This window comes from Raineyella sp. LH-20, assembly GCF_033110965.1.
Lineage (GTDB): Bacteria > Actinomycetota > Actinomycetes > Propionibacteriales > Propionibacteriaceae > Raineyella.
The window spans coordinates 224,342-240,357 of the sequence record NZ_CP137003.1 but is presented as its reverse complement, the minus strand read 5'-3'; the positions used below and the strand labels follow the sequence as shown (position 1 = coordinate 240,357).

The following is a 16,016-nucleotide window of genomic DNA, read 5'->3' as shown; positions in this document are numbered from 1 at the left end:
TCTCCATATCAGAGCAACTCCACGTACCCGTCGGTGCCGTTCACCCGGATCCGTCGGCCGTCGCTGATCAGCCGGGTGGCGCCCTCGACCCCGACCACCGCCGGCAGGCCGTACTCACGTGCGACGACCGCACCATGGGTGCCCGCGCCGCCGACCTCGGTCACCACACCCTTCACGGAGAGGAAGACCGGGGTCCAGCTCGGATCGGTGAACGTGGTGACCAGGATGTCGCCCTCCTCCAGGTGGGCCTCCGGTAGGTCGCGGATGATCCGCGCCCGGCCCTCGACCGTCCCGGCCGAGGCCGCGATCCCGACCAGGGCACCGGCCGGGACGGCGGAGTGGTCGTACGAGCCGGGTGGGACCTCGCCGTCCGAGGTGATCACCCGCGGCGGGGTCAGCCGTGCCCAGGCCTGGTGCTCGGCCCGACGTCGCGCGATCAGGCCGCTGTCCACCCGGCGGGTCCGGACCGCCTCCCGGAATTCTTCGACGGTCAGGAAATACACGTCGTCGGGCCGCTCCACGACGGCGTCGGCGACCAGACCGGCCGCCTCACCCGTCAGGGCGTGCTTGAGCACCCAATAGTGGCGCATCATCAGGTACTTCGGGTATTCGCGATAACCGGCGAAGTTCCGCAGCCGGCTGATCATCGTCGCTGTCCGCGCCGCCTTGCGCCGACCGCCCCGCAGGGTGCGGAGCCGGTCGAGCAGGCTCTGCTCCAGTTCCTCGGCCTCCCGCCGGCTCCGTTCGACCCGGATCGTACGGGCGTCCGGCTCCAGATTCCGGATCGCACTGAGGATCACCGGGACCAGGATGGACGGTGCCTCGCTCCACCGCGGCCGGGTGATGTCGATCTCGCCGGAGCACCGCATGCCGTACGTCGTGAGGAAGTCCCGGATCACCCGGCCGACCTCCTCCCCACCGTCCAGTGCCGCCAGGTCCTCGAAGAAGGTGGCGTCGGTCAGCTGCGGCAGGGCGGCCAGCACGGCGGGACGGCTGCGGACGGCGTCGGCGACGTCGAGGAGCGCCAGCCCCATCGTCGAGGTGACGTCGTTGCCGACCGATTGCGAGAGCGCGTCCCCGGCAGCCTCGACGCCGAGCCAGCGCTTCATCCGCCGGTTGACCCAGCTCAGCGCGTACATGCCGACGTACACCACGGCCATGCTGTGGGCGTCGGTCACCTCCTTGCCCAGTCGCTGGACGTCGGTCTGCACGGCGTCGAACACCGCGTCGCCCGACAGGTCGGCGAGTCGTCGCTGCAGGTCGTCGAGCGTCACCTCGTGTCCGGCGGTGAGCCGGGGGATCGTGCCCGGATCGTTGCGGCGGTAGAGCCGGATCGCCTCGACCGGCAGCCGCCAGGTGAAGTAGCCGGCATTGTTGGTGAGGCTGAAGAACCGGGGCCCGCCGCGGGCCAGCTTCGTCACGTACCCGGGGCGCCGGAGGAGACCTCGTACGGCGCTGTCGATGAGCGGGTCGATGGCGTGCAGGGACGCCTTCAGGATGCGCCGGCCGACCGGGGAGGCCAGGTCGGGCGCCATGTCGATGAAGAACCGTCCGCCTGCCTCGACCAGCGGAGTGTTCCCCATCTGCAGTTGGAAGAACGACAGTCCGAGCGGGGTCATCGCGTCGGTCATCATCTGCTGGTGCCCGAAGGACATGTAGAGGTGGTTCGTGTTGTCGCCCGGGCCGGGGATGGGAAAGAGCGTGGTGATCGGGCGGCTCTGGACGACGAAGAAGGTGCCTCCGGCGTACGCCCATTCGATGTCCTGCGGGCTCCCGAAATGCGCCTCGATGGTCCGGCCGAGGCCGGCCAGGCGCAGGATGTCGGCATCGGCCAGCTTCTGGACGTCCCGCCGCGCGGGGTCGACCGTCTCCCGGACGGTGCCGCCGTCGGGGGCGGCGCTGACGGCGAGTGCCTGGTCGGCGATCCGTCGGCCGGTGATCCGTCCCTCGCGCACGGTGTAGTTGTCCGCGTTCGTCAGCCCCGAGACCAGCGCCTCGCCCAGGCCGAAGCCCGCATCGATCGACACCGTCCGGCGGTCGGAGCTGAGCGGATCGGCGGTGAACATGATGCCGGCCACCTCCGGGAGGAACATCCGTTGGACGACCACGGCGAGTCGTACGGTGCGGTGGTCGATGCCGTGCCGCAGCCGGTAGCTGATCGCCCGGTCGGTGAAGAGCGACGCCCAGCACCGGCGGATGTCCCGCAGCACCGCGTCGGCTCCCGACACGTTCAGGTAGGTGTCCTGCTGGCCGGCGAACGACGCCGTCGGCAGGTCCTCGGCGGTCGCGCTGGACCGTACGGCGTACGCGTCCGTCGCATCGGCTGGCTCGCCGCCGTTCCCGCCACCCGTCGCGCCACTCTTCCCGCTGTCCGTCCCACCCGGTGGGGCGAGCCGGGCTCTGATCGCGTCGGCGATGACGGTCGGGATGGTGACCGCTTCGATGACCTTCCGGATCCGGGTGCCGGCCTCGCGGATGCCGGCGGCGTCCTCCACGCCGAGCCGGGACAGACCCTCCACCAGGTCGGCCAGCGTGGGGTCGCCGGCCGTGGCCTCGGCGTACGCGTCGGTGGTCACGCAGAACCCGTCGGGCACCCGGACCCCGCCGAGCCGGGACAGTTCCCCCAGGTTGGCGCCCTTGCCGCCGACCGTCGCGAGCATGGTCGCGTCGATCTGTTCGAACCCCACCACGTAGTCGGTCATCACGTCTCCCGCCTTGCCGTCTCGGGCCACGGACGCTGGGCGCCGCTGCGCCACGCTGATCCGGTGCCGCCGCTCGGCCGCTTCCCCAGCATCATTGCGCACTCCGCTGCGAAAGGTGTGAGACGGGCGGATCGGCCGATCTGAGGTGCGGCGCCCACCGATGGTCCCGCGCAGGCGGAGACCGGTACCCTCGGCCGCATGGCCAGCTTCGTGGCACTCCTGCGCGGGATCGCGCCCAGCCAGCCGAACCAGACCAACGACAAGTTGCGGGCGGTGTTCGTGAGACTCGGGCTCGACGGTGTCGCCTCGGTGCTGTCCAGCGGCAACATCCTCTTCCGCAGCGACGAACCCGACGCGACACTGCTCGAGGCCCGGATCGAGGCGGCGCTGCAGCAGGACCTCGGCATCGGCGGCGCAACGCTGCTGCGCGAACTCGCCGAGCTGCGCGCACTGCTGGACAGCGATCCCTTCGAGGGCCTCACGCACGGGCCGCAGACCTACCTGACGGTGACCTTCCTCAAGGACCGTACGCTCGTGCCCTCCGGGTGGCCGGAGCCCGCCGAGCCCGGCAGCCGGGTGATCGGCTATCACCCGTCGGCGCACGCGGTGCTGGCCGTGTTCGACAACACCGCCGGCACCCCGGGTTTCATGTCCTGGCTGGAGCGTACGTACGGCAAGGGGATCACCACCCGCTCCTGGCTGACGGTCCAGCGGATCGTCCGCAGGCTGGAGTCCTGAGGCACCGCCGCGGATCCGCGGTCGGCCGACCTGGAGGGCCGTCGGCGGCATAGCGTTCTGCCATGACCGCCGAGCTCATCCCGGAATCCCCCACGTACGCCACCGAGTCGGAGCAACTGGTGGGACGGCGGCTGACCGCACAGCTGCCGGACGGCTCGGTGGTCTTCGCCGGGCTGCGGTTCACCGGGACGTACGACCACGAGGTCGACTTCCTCTGCCTGATCCCGGAGGTCGGGCTGGTGGTGGTCGAGGTCAAGGGCGGCAGCGTCCACTTCACCCACGGCGACTGGTACGTCGGCACCGGCACGGCCCGGCGGACCTTCGACATCGAGCAGCCGCTGCGCAACAAGTACGCCGTCCGGGACTATCTCGAGGCCGACGAGCTGTGGCAGGGCCGGCCGCGGCTGCGCATCGAGCACGTGCTGGTCACCCCGTACACCGAGTGGCCCGACGACTTCCACGCTCCGGGCGTCGAGCGGTGGCAGGTGCTCGGCAGGAGGGAGATGGGCAAGCTGGGGGACAAGCTCGCCCAGCTGTGCCACGTACGAGGTGGCGGCCGGCTACCGACCCCCGACGACATCGCCACGATCCGGGAGATCCTGCGGGGACGCCACCACCCGGTCGCCGACGTCGAGGCCGACGCCGCCGAGCGGGAAGGCCGGGCCGACCGGCTCACCAAGGAACAGGCGATGCTGCTCGACATCGCCCGGTTCGTGCCGCGCACCGAGGTCCGCGGCTGTGCCGGCTCGGGCAAGACCGTCCTGGCGTTCACCCAGGCCAAACAGCTCTCCCGCGGTCACGACGGCGTGCCGCCACAGCGGGTCGCGCTGCTCTGCTACTCCATCGGGCTGGCCGAGCAGTTCACCCGTGACGTCAAACGGTCCTGCCGGCGCGACCGTCCGGACTTCGTCGGCACCTTCCACGCCCTCGGCCAGACCTGGGGAGCCGGCGACGGCGCCCGCGACGACGTCGATTTCTGGGAACGCCGGCTGCCCGCCCAGATGCTCGACCTGGCCGGGTCGCTGACCTGGGAGGAGAAGTTCGACGCGATCATCGTCGACGAGGGCCAGGACTTCGCCGACTCCTGGTGGCTGCCGCTGTTGCGGGCACTGCGGGACGAGGAGACCGGACGGCTGCACGTCTACAGCGACGAGCAGCAGCGGGTCTTCCAGCGGTTCGGCCGCCCGCCGGTCACCCTGGTGCCGTTGGTGCTGGACCACAACCTGCGCAACACCCAGCAGATCGCCCGTACGTTCCTGCCGCTGGCCGGCGCCCGGATGGAGTTGCGCGGCGAGAACGGGCCCGAGGTCGAGTTCATCGCGGCGAGTGCCGAGGACGCACTCGGGGTGGCCGACGACCAGGTCGACCGGCTGCTCGACGAGGGCTGGGACCCCGCGCACGTCATGCTGCTCACCACCGGTCGGCGCCATCCGGTGCAGACCGAACGCCAGGAGGCGTACGGCCAGCAGGGCTACTGGCGGACCTTCTGGGACGGCGGCGACGTCTTCTACGGCCACGTGCTCGGCTGCAAGGGCCTGGAGCGGCGTGCGGTGATCCTCTGCCTCAACGAGGACGGCTCCCGCGACCGGGCCAAGGAGCGGCTGTACGTCGGGCTGTCGCGGGCCACCGACCGCTTGGTGGTGGTCGGCGATCCGGCGGTCGTCCGGGCGATGGGTGGGGAGGCGGTGGCGGAGCGGCTGGGGATCTGATCTGACCAGACCTGATCTGGGGACGCGGTCGACCGCCGAGGCGGAGGCCGTCAGGAGTTCGTCGCGGCGAGCCGGATCTCGTCGACTTCATGACGCAGCATCCGCCGGGTGAAGGCCGCACCCAGCGGGCCGGCCGCCGCCCACAGCAGGCGCTGCACGCCGGTGGCGCCCGGGTGATCGGCGGCGAAGGTGATGGTGAGCAGCGTCCCACCGCCCTGGGGTGCCAGGTCCATCGTCGTGGCGTACGTGACGCCCTCGGCGACGGTGGTGACGACCGTACGGACCTCCGGGATCGCCTGGGCGACCTCCATCTCGTGGGTCTCGGCGCGGCCCATCATCGTGCGGGTCTCCCGCCACCGGGTGCCGACGTCGTACGGCCCCTCGGTGAGCCGCTCGACCGCGGTGATGCTCGGGATGATCGTGGTGGCGTGGTCGAGGTCGGTGATCACCCGCCAAACTCGCGCGGGGCGGGCGGCGATGGTGCCGCTGACGGTGATGGAGTGTCCGGCCACGGGAGGTCCTTCCGGTCATTGTGTGGGGCGTCGCCTGACGAGCATCTCAGGGGGTGAGGATGCTGCCGCCCGAGGACCCGCCTGGCCAGACCGTACCCGTCGTGCACATCCCCCACCGGTCGCCCGTGCGGGGATGACAGCGACGGGTACGGTCTGGAACGACGGGTACGGTCTGGGTGGTGTCGGCGATGTCGGTCCAGCGGGTTGCGGGGCCGGCTGGTTGCCGGTCTGACGGGTTGTTGTTCGGCTGGTTGTCGGTCTCCAGCGGGTTGCTGGTCCGGCGATTGTCGGTCAGGCGACCTCGGCGTCGACCAGCAGCGCGTCCATCTGGCCGAGGGCCTCGCGCATGCCTTCTTCCATGCCCATCTCGAGCATCGTGTCGAACTGTTCGCGTGACTCGAAGGTGTTGGTGATGGTCATTCGCGTGCCGGCGCCGATGCTGTCGAACGTCACCACGAGGCGGGCACTGCCCATCTCGGCGATGGGATTGCCGTCCTCGTCGGCGAACCCGTCCTCGAGTTCCAGGCGTTCCTCCGGGACGATGGTGAGGATCTTCCACCACCCGGCGGGGGTGGAGCCGTCAGGGCCGGTCATGTGGTAGCTGACCGCCCCTCCCTCGGTGAACTCGTAGTGGGTGAAGGTGGCGGGGAACGACGGCGGCCCCCACCACCGCTCGAGCTGGCGCGGATCCTTCCACAGCTGCCAGACGCGCTCGACGGGCGCCTCGAACTCGGTCACGAACGTGAGGGTCAATGCCTCGACGTTCTTCAGTGTGCTGGTCACGGGCATGGTGTCGGTCCTTTCGGACTGGTGAGGGTGGGTGGTCGGGGCGGGGCGATGTTGGGGGAGGGGGTGTCACGGTGCGGCAGGGTGGCGGTCGGGTGTGGCGCCACGGTGACCGGCGCGACGGACGGTGAGGTGGGTGATGTCTCGGACAGCGCTCGATACGGTGGCGCGGTGGTGCTCGTGGGGTCGTCGAGGAGGATGGCGCGCATCCGCTCCGTACGGCCCTGCCAGATCTCCTCGTACCGCTCCAGTGCCTCGCGGGCTCTGAGGATGCTCTGGGGGTTGCCGGACACGATCTGCTCCCGTCCGCGTCGCTGTTTGGACACGAGTGCGGCCTTCTCCAGGACCGTCACGTGCTTCTGCACCGCGGCGAAGCTCATCGCATAGCGCGCGGCCAGAGCCGAGACGGACTGTTCCTGACGCATCACCTGCGCCACGATGTCGCGCCGGGTGGCGTCGGACAGCGCGTGGAACAGGCGATCCAGGTCGTCGCTCATGACTTCATCTACAACCATTTGGTTGTAGATTAGGTCCCGGTGGTGTGACACGTCAAGAGGTGAGTGTGATTCAGGTCACATTGAAGTGGGGTGTGGTCCGCTGATAAGAATCGCTTGTGCGGCTTGTGCGGCTTGTGCGGCTTGTGCGGCTTGTGCGGCTTGTGCGGCTTGTGCGGCTTGTGCGGCGCAGCCGGGTGTGGCGGACCGGTCGATCGATCTAGGGTTGCCGCTTCTGCGGGTAGATCGTCTCGTGCCGGGCGAGCATCGCCACGTACTCGGTGATCTTGCGGGCCCGGGTCTCCGGCTTCTTGACCGACCGGAGGCGATAGATCAGAGCGAACCGGTTGGCCGAGGTCAGCACGTCGAACATGGCCTGTGCTTCCGGCACGGCGGCGACCGCTTCGGCCAGGTCCGGCGGCACCTCGCTGGTGGCAGCTCCGGCGTACGCCAGGTCCCAGCGGCCGTCGGCCTTGGCAGCCTCGACCATCGCCCGGCCGGCCGCCGTCATCCGTCCCTCGGCCTCGAGTCGGGCGACCCGGTCCACGTTGGACTGCGACCACTGGCTGGTCCTGGTCCGCGGCGTGAGCCGGATGATCGAGCTGCCGACGTCCCGGGTCCGCCGCTGGCCGTCGATCCAGCCGAAGCAGAGGGCCTCCTCGACCGCGGCGTCGTACGTCAGGGCGGTGACGTCGCCACCCTTCTTGTGCAGCACAAGCCACACGCCGGGGCTGTCGGCGTGGTGGGCCTGCAGCCAGTCCCGCCACGCGGGGGCATCGGGCACGAGGAGTTCGGGCAGCTCTGCGGCCATGAGCCCACAGTACGGGGACCGGTCGCGGCTGGGCCACAGTGCGGGGATCGGGGCGGCCATGGGGCCGCAGTGCTAGGACCGGGGGCGGCTCGGCCACAGTGCGGCGACGGGGCACGCCAGTGGCGTACGGCCGGTCCGGTGGCGCCAGACGCCCCTCATTCGGCGTACGGCAGGGCCCACTGACGGGTCTTGTCCGCCGATCTACCCTGTGGGTAACGACAGGAAAACGATATGTCGTGACGACGATCGAAGAGGACGTGACGTCATGTATCGCCATCATCATCCTGGTCCCGAGAGCCGCGGGTTTGCGCCGCTGTTCGACAGGGCTGCTCGTTTCGAGGGCTTCCCCGGACCTTTCGGCGTACGTGCCCGCCGCGGCGACGTACGCACCGCGATCCTTCGGCTGCTGGCCGAACAGCCGATGCACGGCTACCAGATCATCCGTGAACTCACCGACCGCAGCGACGGCGCCTGGAACCCGAGCGCCGGTTCGGTGTATCCGACGTTGCAGATGCTGGCCGATGAGGGCTTGGTCGACGCCGAGCCCACGGCAGGCAAGAAGACCTACCACCTGACCGAGGCCGGTCGGGCGGCGGCCGCCGAGTTCGAGGGCAAGAGCGCCCCGTGGGAGGAGGTCGCGGCCGCCAGCCCGGAGGGCAGCGGCTTCCGGCTGGCTGCCGGCCGGCTGGCGCAGGCCGTCTTCCAGATCGGCTCGACCGGCACGGACGCCCAGCGCACCGCCGCGTACGAGGTGATGGAGACCGCCCGCAAGAAGCTCTACGCGATCCTCGCCGAGGAGTGACCAGGCGCGGCCGTCGGGAGGCGGCATGAAGGACTCCGCGCTGCGCGCCCGCTACCGGCGCATCGTCTGGTTCTTCGCGCGGGTCACCGCGGGCTTCGTCTGGTGGGAGGTCGTCGTCCGCCGCATCGGGTTCGGTGGCCTCGCCGACCGCACCCGGTCGCGGCGCAACGCGCAGGCGGCGGCACGCTTCCGGGTGCTCGCCGTCGCGCTGGGCGGTCTGATGATCAAGGTCGGCCAGTTCCTGTCGGCCCGGTTGGACGTCCTGCCGGCGGAGATCACCGACGAGCTCGCCGGTCTGCAGGACGAGGTGCCGCCCGAGGACATCGCGGCGATCCGCGAGGTCGGCCTCGCCGAGTTGGGCCTGCCACTGGCGGAGCACTACGCCTGGTTCGACGACGAACCGCTCGCCGCCGCCTCCCTCGGCCAGGCCCACCGGGCCCGTCTGCGGGCGGAAGATGCCGTTGACCTCGGCTTCGACGCGGTCGTGGTCAAGGTGCAGCGCCCACACATCCACCAGGTGATCGAGGTCGACCTGGCCGCGCTGCGCAGGGTCGGCGGCTGGCTGGCGCGCTACCGGCCGGTGGCGACCCGGGTGGACGTACGCGCCTTGATCGAGGAGTTCGCCACCACCACGCTGCAGGAGGTCGACTACCTTGCCGAGGCCGGCCATGCCGAGACCTTCGCCGCCAACTTCGCGGACGATCCGCGGATCATCGTGCCGCGGGTGGTCTGGGAGCGTACGACCCGCCGGGTGCTGACCCTGGAGGATGTCAGTGCGATCCGGATCGGCGACCACGACGCCATCACCGCTGCCGGCATCGACCGCGCCGAGGTCGCCGCCGTGCTGGCCGACAGCTACCTGCAGCAGATCTTCGTCGACGGCTTCTTCCATGCCGATCCGCACCCGGGCAACCTGTTCGTCGCCCCGCGGCCCGACGGCGCGCCCGGTGAACCGGACTGGCGGCTGACCTTCATCGACTTCGGCATGGTCGGTCACGTCCCGGACACGCTGCGCGAGGGACTGACCGAGGCACTGATCGCCGTCGGGACCCGCGACGGCGGCCGACTGGTCAGGAGCATGCAGACCCTCGACGTGCTGCTGCCGAGCGCGGACCTGGCGCTGATCGAACGGGCCAGCATGCAGGTCTTCGACCGCTTCGGCGGGATGAGCATGGATCAACTGCGCGGGATCGACCACGCCGAGATGATGCGCTTCGGACTGCAGTTCCGCGACCTGATGCGCGACCTGCCCTTCCAGCTGCCGGACAACCTGCTGATGCTCGGCCGCTCGATCGGGCTGCTGTCGGGGATGTGTACGGGCTTGGACCCGGAGTTCAACATCTGGGAGACCATCACGCCGTACGCCAAGGAACTGGTCGCCGAGGAGGGCGGTTCGACGGTCGAGCGGGTGCTGGCCGAGGCGGGCAAGATCGCCATGGTCGCGCTCGGCCTGCCCGGACGGGCCGACCGGGTTCTCACCCTGGCCGAGCACGGCGAACTGAGCATCCGTACGCCACTGCTCGACCGGCGACTGCGCCGGCTCGAACGGGCAGTTCAGCGCGCCAACGGCCTGCTGGTCTTCGCCGCGCTGTTGGTGGCCGGTGCGCTCGTGACCGGCAGCGAGCCGGTGCTCGGGCGGTGGCTGATGGGGCTGTCGGCGCTGCCGCTGCTGTGGGCGATGGTGGCCGGCCGGGGCGGGCCGCACGGGCGGAGTTGAGTCGTCACTCTCCTGGGGGGACGGGCAATGTTCGGGAAGGCGGCCTTCCGTGCACATCGGCCGGGCGGAAGTGTCGTTCATGAACATTCTTCGGCTGAATGTGTTGCCATCGGCCAGTTGTGTGACATTGTGAAGCGCGAACTTCGTGAACAGTCCGATCCGTCGGCCAGGTGTCGCCGCTGTCCCCGCTACGCGGTGAGGCTGTCGCGGCCGCTGCTCGCGGGTGCGCCGTAGCGCTGGCGGGCCCGCTCCTTGGCTTTGGCCGCCTCGACCTCCCGGTTCTTCGGCGGTGCGGTGGTCACCAAGGTATCGAGCAGTCGCTGGGTGGCCTCGGCGATCTCCTCCACCGCCCGGTCGAACGCGTCCGCATTGGCGTGCGACGGCTTGGTCGACCCGCTGACCTTGCGGACGAACTGGATGGCCGCGGCCCGCACCTCGTCCTCGGTGGCCGGCGGCTCGAAGTTGTGGAGCTGGTGGATATTACGGCACATGGCCCCAGCGTAGGTGGGGCGCTGGGAGCTGATCGCCTCACCGGTGACACCGTGGTGTCCCCGGCCGCCCGGCACGCTCCTGCCCGCGCGGGCTGCTACTCCGGCGCGCTGTCGGCACCGGGCAACCTCGGGGGCACGCTCCTGCACGCGCGGGTTTGCTACGCCCGCGCCGCGTACGTCGCATGCTGGCTCTGCCGACTCTCGACAAGCACCGTGCGGTTTGTCAGTCTGGAGCTGTCGAGGCGGCCGCCCCGGTGGCACCGCAAGGAAGCAGGGGACATGACCCAGATCTTCGTCAGCATCCCGACCAACGACCTCGAACGTGCGAAGGCGTTCTACACGGCGCTCGGCGCCCCGATCAACCCGCAGTACACCGACGAGAACGCCGCCTGCTTCGCCTGGGACGACAATGTGTTCCTCATGGTGCTCGCCAGGGACTTCTTCGCGACGTTCACCGAGAAGCAGATCACCGACCCCAAGGTCGCGGTCCAGACCTCGATCAACTTCACCCGTGAGTCGCGCGACGAGGTCGACGCGATCGTCGAACGAGGTCTCGCGAACGGCGGCACCGAGCCGCGCCCCGCGGAGGACCTCGGCTTCATGTACAGCCGCGACCTCGAGGACCCCGACGGCAACAATCTCGGCTTCCTCTACGCCACACTGCAGGAGTAGGGCACCGCAGACACAGCGGAAGGAGCAGGCCATGGCCGGACGGATCAGCATCGACCTCTTCACCACTCTCGACGGGGTCGCCCAGGCGCCGGGCGGTCCCGAGGAGGACACCTCGAGTGGCTTCCCCTACGGTGGCTGGCAGGCGCCACTGATGGACGAAACCGTCGGCCGTCTGGTCGGCGAGGGCATCGAGGCCATGGATGCCCTCGTGCTCGGCCGTCGGACGTACGACATCTTCGCCGGCTACTGGCCTCAGCACGCCGAGGGCGACGGCGAGGGCCGGATCGGCCGCAAGTTCAATGAGATCCCGAAGTACGTCGCCTCGCGCGGCGCGCCGACGCTGGACTGGCCCGGCACGACCCAGCTGGGGGCGGATGCCGTCGCCGGCGTCGCGGCCCTGCGTGACCGGCACGAGGACATCCACGTGATCGGCAGCGTCGGCTTCGTCCAGTCGCTGCTCGCCGCCGACGCGTACGACGTGCTGTCGCTGTGGGTGTATCCCATCGTGATCGGGCGGGGCAAGAAGGTCTTCCCCGACGGTGCGGTGCCCGCGACACTCGCCCTGCTCGCCCCGCCGATCGTCTCCGAGAAGGGGGCGGTGCTGCTGCGCTACGGGCCGGCCGGCCCGCTGCGGACCGGCGACATGACCACGCCGGATCAGGACGTCTGAAGCGCCGACGGGACGCTCCCACCGGGCTCCTACCGGGGCATGCTCCTCTGAAAAGGACGCCAGGTAGCCAGACCGTACCCGTGGTGCGCATTCGGAACCGGTCGCCCGAGTGGGAATGACTACCACCGGTACGGTCTGGGCCGCGGGTACGGTCTGGGCCGCGGGTACGGTCTGGCCACCGGAACGGTCTGGGCGGCCGTCGGATCTCGCTTGCTCGTCCAATCCCGCCCGCTCGTCGACGTCGGCCATGGTCACACGGCCGACGTCTCTTGACGGCAGTTCGCTCCTTGACGGCCTCGACGGCCGGATCAGTCGTGAGGGGCGGCCAGGGCCAGCGGGGCAGGGAGGTACCGTGCTCCTTCGCGGCGCATGATCTCGGCCAGTTCGGCCTGCCGATCGTCGGTCATCCGCACCGCGGGGGCGGTGATGGAGATGGCCGCGACCGGCGTGCTGGCGTCCCACACGGCCATCGCGATGCAGGCGACTTCCGGCTCGTTCTCCTCGAGTTCACGTGAATAGCCGTGGGTGCGGCAGAAGTCGAGCTCGCTCGCCAGGTGGGCCACCCCGTCGTCCGCCACGTACGCCCCCAGCGAGGACATCGGCACCTTCCGGGCCGCCAGCAGTGCGCGGCCGAGTGCTGTGGTCGCGGCCTTGGCGACGGTGCCGATCTGTGACCGCACCTGGACCGCGCGGTCCGGCTCGACCTTGCCGACGTACACGACGGAATCCCCGGCGAGCACACCCAGGTGGGTCAGTTCCCCGGCGGCGCGGCTGATCGCGGTGAGCGTCGGGTGCAACTGGATGCTCAGGTCGCTCTCGGTGAACCTCCGACCCAGCGCCACTGCCCCCGGTCCCAGGGCGTAGAGCCCCGAGGCCTCGTCCTGGGTGGCGAATCCGTCCAGGCGCAGCGTGCTGACCAGGCGGTACACGGTGGTCTTGTGCAGGCCGACGGCCTTGGCGAGTTCGGTCAGGGTGAGGCCGCCCGGCCCTGCCGAGGCCAGCTCGCGGAGGACCGCGATGGAGCGCGCCACGGACTCGATGGGGGTGGGACTCATGGGCTCAGTCTCGCAGTCCCCGCAGTGCTCGGCGATCCGGGACCATCCGTGACCGGCCGAGGCAGTCCGACGTACGACGCCGTACGGCAAGGCGGTCCGACGTACGACGACGCACGGTGATGCGTCCCGATGTACCGCGCCGTGCGCCGAGGCAGTCCGACGTACGACGCCGTACGGCCATGGCGTGCGGCGTCCGGACGCTGTGAAGTCCCCTCCCCGGGTGTTCAGCTGACGTGCCCATGTGGTTCACTTGTTGCAACAAGTGAACCAGTGTTGCGTCTAGTGAAACCGAGGTGTTCTCGTGGCTGGTGTACCGATCGAAACCCCTGCGTCCCTGGCGGATATCGCCCAGTGGGGCGTCATTCCTGTCGTCGTCCTCGAGGAAGCCGCCCATGCCGAGACGCTCGGCGAGGCGCTGGTCGCCGGCGGCCTGCCGGTCGCCGAGGTGACCTTCCGGACGAGTGCCGCTGCCGAGGCCATCCGCCGGCTCGTCGCTCGGGGGGACATCCTCGTCGGGGCAGGCACGGTGCTGACCGTCGACCAGCTCGAGGAGGCCGTGGCGGCGGGCGCGCGGTTCATCGTGTCGCCCGGACTGTCCGCGGCCGTCGTACGCCGGGCGCAGGAGATCGGCGTGCCGATCGTCCCCGGGATCGGCACCGCCACGGAGCTGATGGAGGCGAAGGCCCTGGGCCTGACGACGGTGAAGCTCTTCCCCGCCTCGGTCATCGGCGGGCCCGCAGCCATCAAGGCGCTGTCCAGCGCGTTCCCGGGCATGCAGTTCATCCCCACCGGCGGGGTGAGTCCGAGCAATCTCGCGGACTACCTCGGTCTCGAGGTTGTCCCCGCCGTCGGTGGCAGCTGGATGGTGCCCTCGACGCTCGTCGCGTCCGGCGACGTCGACGCCCTGACCCAGCTGGTCCGTGCCGCCGTCGACGCGGCCGCGGCCGTCCGCTGACCCATCGCGACCACGAAAGGAACGCTGATGACCGACGCGCCACGACTCACCGTCCGCCCGGCGACCGACTGCGCCTATGACGCGGTGTCCCTCGGCGAAGTGATGCTGCGCCTGGATCCGGGGGAGCGGCGGATCCGCACCGCCCGGTCGTTCGACGCCTGGGAGGGTGGCGGCGAATACAACGTCGTCCGCGGCCTCCGCAAGGTCTTCGGGCATCGTACGGCGGCTCTCACCGCGCTCGTCGACAACGAGGTCGGCCACCTCGTGGAAGACCTGATGATGGCCGGTGGCGTCGACACCCGATTCATCCACTGGGTCGCGTCCGACGGCGTCGGTCGTACGGTCCGCAATGGCCTGAACTTCACCGAGCGCGGCTTCGGCGTCCGCGGCGCCGTGGGGGTCTCCGACCGCGGCCTCACCGCCGTGTCCCAGCTGACACCCGACGAGCTCGATCTCGATCACCTCTTCGGCGAGCTGGGGGTGCGCTGGCTGCACACCGGGGGCATCTACGCGGCGTTGTCCGAGCAGGCGGCGACGACCTGTGCTGCTGTCCTCCGGGCGGCCAAGGAACACGGCACGGTCATCTCGTACGACCTCAACTACCGTCCCAGCCTGTGGAAGGCCATCGGTGGCCAGGCGCAGGCCCGCACCGTCAACCGTGAACTCGCCCAGTACGTGGACGTGATGATCGGCAACGAGGAGGACTTCACCGCAGCGCTCGGCTTCGAGGTCGAGGGCGTGGACGACCGGCTGACCGAGCTCCCGGTGGAGTCGTTCGGCCGGATGATCGACGACGTGGCCACTGCCTACCCGAACATCTCGGTGATCGCGACCACCCTGCGGGGCGTACGCAGCGCCACGGTCAACGACTGGGGCGCCGTCGCCTGGTCCCGCTCGAGCGGACTGGTCCAGGCGGTGCAACGCGACGGACTGGAGATCCTGGATCGTGTCGGCGGGGGAGACTCCTTCGCCTCCGGGCTGGTCCATGGCCTGCTCACCGGCGAATCCCTGGAGACCGCGGTGACCTACGGTGCCGCCCACGGTGCGCTGGCGATGACCACCCCCGGGGACACCTCGATGGCGACCCTCAAGGAGGTCATCAAGCTGGCGGGCGGGGGCAGCGCGCGGGTGGATCGCTGACGCGCGGCCGGCCGACGAGGAGTAGACCGACGACGAGCAGGTCGTCGGTCTACTCGTCGTCGGCGGCGAAGAACTCCGGATTCTGACCGCGGATCAGATCGAGATCCGCCAGCACCAGGCGCAGATGCGCCCGCAGTGCGGCGACGGCGCGGGGCGTGTCGCCCGCTGCCGCGGCGTCGAGCACCTCCTGGTGCTGGTCGATCAGCCGGCCGAGCGATTCGATGCGCGGCAGCGACAGGTGCCGCACCCGATCCAGCTGGGTCTTGGCCTGGGCGACCACCCGCCACGCCGTCTCGTGCCCACCCAGCGCCATCAGTTGCTGGTGGAACCGTTCGTCGAGGGCGAAGAACTCGTCGACGTCCTGTCGCTCGTCCGCACGGCGCTGCTGGTCGATGAGGGCCCGCAACGGGGCGTCCTCGCCTCCCCCGACCCGCGGGACCGCGGAATCGAGGGAGGCGCACTCCAGGGTCTCCCGGACGAACTGGGCCGACAGGACCTCCTCCAGGCGGATCGGCCCGACGAAGCTCCCTCGCTGCGGATAGACGTCGACCAGCCCCTCCTCCGACAGCAGGATGAGGCTCTCCCGGACGGGTGTGCGACTGACGCCGAGACGCTCGGCGATGTCGGCCTCCGACAGCGGCTCCCCGGGCGGCAACTGCAGGTCGACGATCCGCTCCCGCAGGAAGTCGTAGACGAGGCGACGTGTGTTCTCCCCGCGGCGCCGGGCAGCGCGAAGGTTCAAGGCGGCCGACATGTGTCCGA

General features: G+C 70.1%; 16 protein-coding genes. 8 read left to right on the top strand and 8 right to left on the bottom strand.

The window, feature by feature from the left end; all coding sequences use genetic code 11:
* Positions 1-8: 8 nt before the first annotated feature.
* On the bottom strand, positions 9-2,702 hold the full coding sequence (gene rph / locus R0146_RS00935) for a rifamycin-inactivating phosphotransferase (RefSeq protein ID WP_317692314.1): 2,694 nt from the start codon (positions 2,700-2,702) through the stop codon (positions 9-11).
* Between the two features lie 198 nt (positions 2,703-2,900).
* Here rph and R0146_RS00930 point away from each other — a divergent pair, with 198 nt between their 5' ends.
* Together R0146_RS00930 and R0146_RS00925 are read left to right on the top strand one after the other, a co-directional pair.
* A complete protein-coding gene (locus R0146_RS00930) occupies positions 2,901-3,440 on the top strand; it encodes a DUF1697 domain-containing protein (protein ID WP_317690997.1) in 540 nt (179 codons plus the stop codon).
* Positions 3,441-3,502: 62 nt separating this feature from the next.
* On the top strand, positions 3,503-5,149 hold the full coding sequence (locus R0146_RS00925) for an NERD domain-containing protein (protein WP_317690996.1): 1,647 nt from the start codon (positions 3,503-3,505) through the stop codon (positions 5,147-5,149).
* A gap of 50 nt (positions 5,150-5,199) precedes the next feature.
* On the opposite strand, the gene R0146_RS00920 is transcribed toward R0146_RS00925, so the two are convergent.
* The 4 genes from R0146_RS00920 to R0146_RS00905 form a co-directional block, all read right to left on the bottom strand.
* Positions 5,200-5,661, bottom strand: coding sequence for an SRPBCC family protein (locus R0146_RS00920; protein WP_317690995.1), 462 nt, complete (start codon positions 5,659-5,661; stop codon positions 5,200-5,202).
* Between the two features lie 291 nt (positions 5,662-5,952).
* Positions 5,953-6,450 carry an SRPBCC family protein gene (locus R0146_RS00915; RefSeq protein ID WP_317690994.1) on the bottom strand — a complete coding sequence of 166 codons (498 nt, stop codon included), beginning with the start codon at positions 6,448-6,450 and terminating at the stop codon, positions 5,953-5,955.
* Positions 6,441-6,944: an ArsR/SmtB family transcription factor gene (locus R0146_RS00910; protein ID WP_317690993.1), complete on the bottom strand. Its 504-nt coding sequence runs from the start codon at positions 6,942-6,944 to the stop codon at positions 6,441-6,443. Before R0146_RS00910 ends, R0146_RS00915 begins: the two co-directional genes overlap by 10 nt.
* Positions 6,945-7,161: 217 nt before the next feature.
* Positions 7,162-7,752 (bottom strand): YdeI/OmpD-associated family protein, encoded by a 591-nt coding sequence (locus R0146_RS00905; RefSeq protein WP_317690992.1) that lies wholly within the window; start codon positions 7,750-7,752, stop codon positions 7,162-7,164.
* Positions 7,753-8,017: 265 nt separating this feature from the next.
* On the opposite strand from R0146_RS00905, the gene R0146_RS00900 reads away from it, so the two are divergent.
* Together R0146_RS00900 and R0146_RS00895 are read left to right on the top strand one after the other, a co-directional pair.
* Positions 8,018-8,554 (top strand): PadR family transcriptional regulator, encoded by a 537-nt coding sequence (locus tag R0146_RS00900; protein WP_317690991.1) that lies wholly within the window; start codon positions 8,018-8,020, stop codon positions 8,552-8,554.
* A gap of 25 nt (positions 8,555-8,579) precedes the next feature.
* The gene (locus R0146_RS00895; RefSeq protein ID WP_317690990.1) at positions 8,580-10,271 is read left to right on the top strand and encodes an ABC1 kinase family protein; all 1,692 of its coding nucleotides are present in this window, start codon (positions 8,580-8,582) and stop codon (positions 10,269-10,271) included.
* 188 nt (positions 10,272-10,459) lie between these two features.
* On the opposite strand, the gene R0146_RS00890 is transcribed toward R0146_RS00895, so the two are convergent.
* Positions 10,460-10,762, bottom strand: coding sequence for a DUF2277 domain-containing protein (locus R0146_RS00890; RefSeq protein WP_317690989.1), 303 nt, complete (start codon positions 10,760-10,762; stop codon positions 10,460-10,462).
* 279 nt (positions 10,763-11,041) lie between these two features.
* Here R0146_RS00890 and R0146_RS00885 point away from each other — a divergent pair, with 279 nt between their 5' ends.
* Both R0146_RS00885 and R0146_RS00880 read left to right on the top strand, forming a co-directional pair.
* Positions 11,042-11,434, top strand: coding sequence for a VOC family protein (locus tag R0146_RS00885; RefSeq protein ID WP_317690988.1), 393 nt, complete (start codon positions 11,042-11,044; stop codon positions 11,432-11,434).
* 31 nt (positions 11,435-11,465) lie between these two features.
* Entirely contained in the window at positions 11,466-12,104 is a 639-nt protein-coding gene (locus tag R0146_RS00880) for a dihydrofolate reductase family protein (RefSeq protein WP_317690987.1), read from the top strand.
* A gap of 308 nt (positions 12,105-12,412) precedes the next feature.
* On the opposite strand, the gene R0146_RS00875 is transcribed toward R0146_RS00880, so the two are convergent.
* Complete coding sequence (locus R0146_RS00875) at positions 12,413-13,159, bottom strand: IclR family transcriptional regulator (protein WP_317690986.1); 747 nt, start codon at positions 13,157-13,159, stop codon at positions 12,413-12,415.
* Between the two features lie 301 nt (positions 13,160-13,460).
* On the opposite strand from R0146_RS00875, the gene eda reads away from it, so the two are divergent.
* Together eda and R0146_RS00865 are read left to right on the top strand one after the other, a co-directional pair.
* Positions 13,461-14,114 carry a bifunctional 4-hydroxy-2-oxoglutarate aldolase/2-dehydro-3-deoxy-phosphogluconate aldolase gene (gene eda / locus R0146_RS00870; RefSeq protein WP_317690985.1) on the top strand — a complete coding sequence of 218 codons (654 nt, stop codon included), beginning with the start codon at positions 13,461-13,463 and terminating at the stop codon, positions 14,112-14,114.
* 27 nt (positions 14,115-14,141) lie between these two features.
* Positions 14,142-15,254: a sugar kinase gene (locus R0146_RS00865; RefSeq protein WP_317690984.1), complete on the top strand. Its 1,113-nt coding sequence runs from the start codon at positions 14,142-14,144 to the stop codon at positions 15,252-15,254.
* Positions 15,255-15,303: 49 nt separating this feature from the next.
* Here R0146_RS00865 and R0146_RS00860 read toward each other — a convergent pair whose 3' ends face one another.
* The gene (locus R0146_RS00860; RefSeq protein WP_317690983.1) at positions 15,304-16,008 is read right to left on the bottom strand and encodes a GntR family transcriptional regulator; all 705 of its coding nucleotides are present in this window, start codon (positions 16,006-16,008) and stop codon (positions 15,304-15,306) included.
* Positions 16,009-16,016: the final 8 nt, after the last annotated feature.

What these genes read in the sequence shown, in the direction of transcription:
- rph (WP_317692314.1), bottom strand. Translation starts at nt 2,702, where the DNA reads ATGACCGACTACGTGGTGGGGTTCGAACAGATCGACGCGACCATGCTC.
- R0146_RS00875 (WP_317690986.1), bottom strand. Translation starts at nt 13,159, where the DNA reads ATGAGTCCCACCCCCATCGAGTCCGTGGCGCGCTCCATCGCGGTCCTC.
- R0146_RS00915 (WP_317690994.1), bottom strand. Translation starts at nt 6,450, where the DNA reads ATGCCCGTGACCAGCACACTGAAGAACGTCGAGGCATTGACCCTCACG.
- R0146_RS00910 (WP_317690993.1), bottom strand. Translation starts at nt 6,944, where the DNA reads ATGAGCGACGACCTGGATCGCCTGTTCCACGCGCTGTCCGACGCCACC.
- R0146_RS00890 (WP_317690989.1), bottom strand. Translation starts at nt 10,762, where the DNA reads ATGTGCCGTAATATCCACCAGCTCCACAACTTCGAGCCGCCGGCCACC.
- R0146_RS00905 (WP_317690992.1), bottom strand. Translation starts at nt 7,752, where the DNA reads ATGGCCGCAGAGCTGCCCGAACTCCTCGTGCCCGATGCCCCCGCGTGG.
- R0146_RS00930 (WP_317690997.1), top strand. Translation starts at nt 2,901, where the DNA reads ATGGCCAGCTTCGTGGCACTCCTGCGCGGGATCGCGCCCAGCCAGCCG.
- R0146_RS00925 (WP_317690996.1), top strand. Translation starts at nt 3,503, where the DNA reads ATGACCGCCGAGCTCATCCCGGAATCCCCCACGTACGCCACCGAGTCG.
- R0146_RS00865 (WP_317690984.1), top strand. Translation starts at nt 14,142, where the DNA reads ATGACCGACGCGCCACGACTCACCGTCCGCCCGGCGACCGACTGCGCC.
- R0146_RS00860 (WP_317690983.1), bottom strand. Translation starts at nt 16,008, where the DNA reads ATGTCGGCCGCCTTGAACCTTCGCGCTGCCCGGCGCCGCGGGGAGAAC.
- R0146_RS00900 (WP_317690991.1), top strand. Translation starts at nt 8,018, where the DNA reads ATGTATCGCCATCATCATCCTGGTCCCGAGAGCCGCGGGTTTGCGCCG.
- R0146_RS00895 (WP_317690990.1), top strand. Translation starts at nt 8,580, where the DNA reads ATGAAGGACTCCGCGCTGCGCGCCCGCTACCGGCGCATCGTCTGGTTC.
- R0146_RS00885 (WP_317690988.1), top strand. Translation starts at nt 11,042, where the DNA reads ATGACCCAGATCTTCGTCAGCATCCCGACCAACGACCTCGAACGTGCG.
- R0146_RS00880 (WP_317690987.1), top strand. Translation starts at nt 11,466, where the DNA reads ATGGCCGGACGGATCAGCATCGACCTCTTCACCACTCTCGACGGGGTC.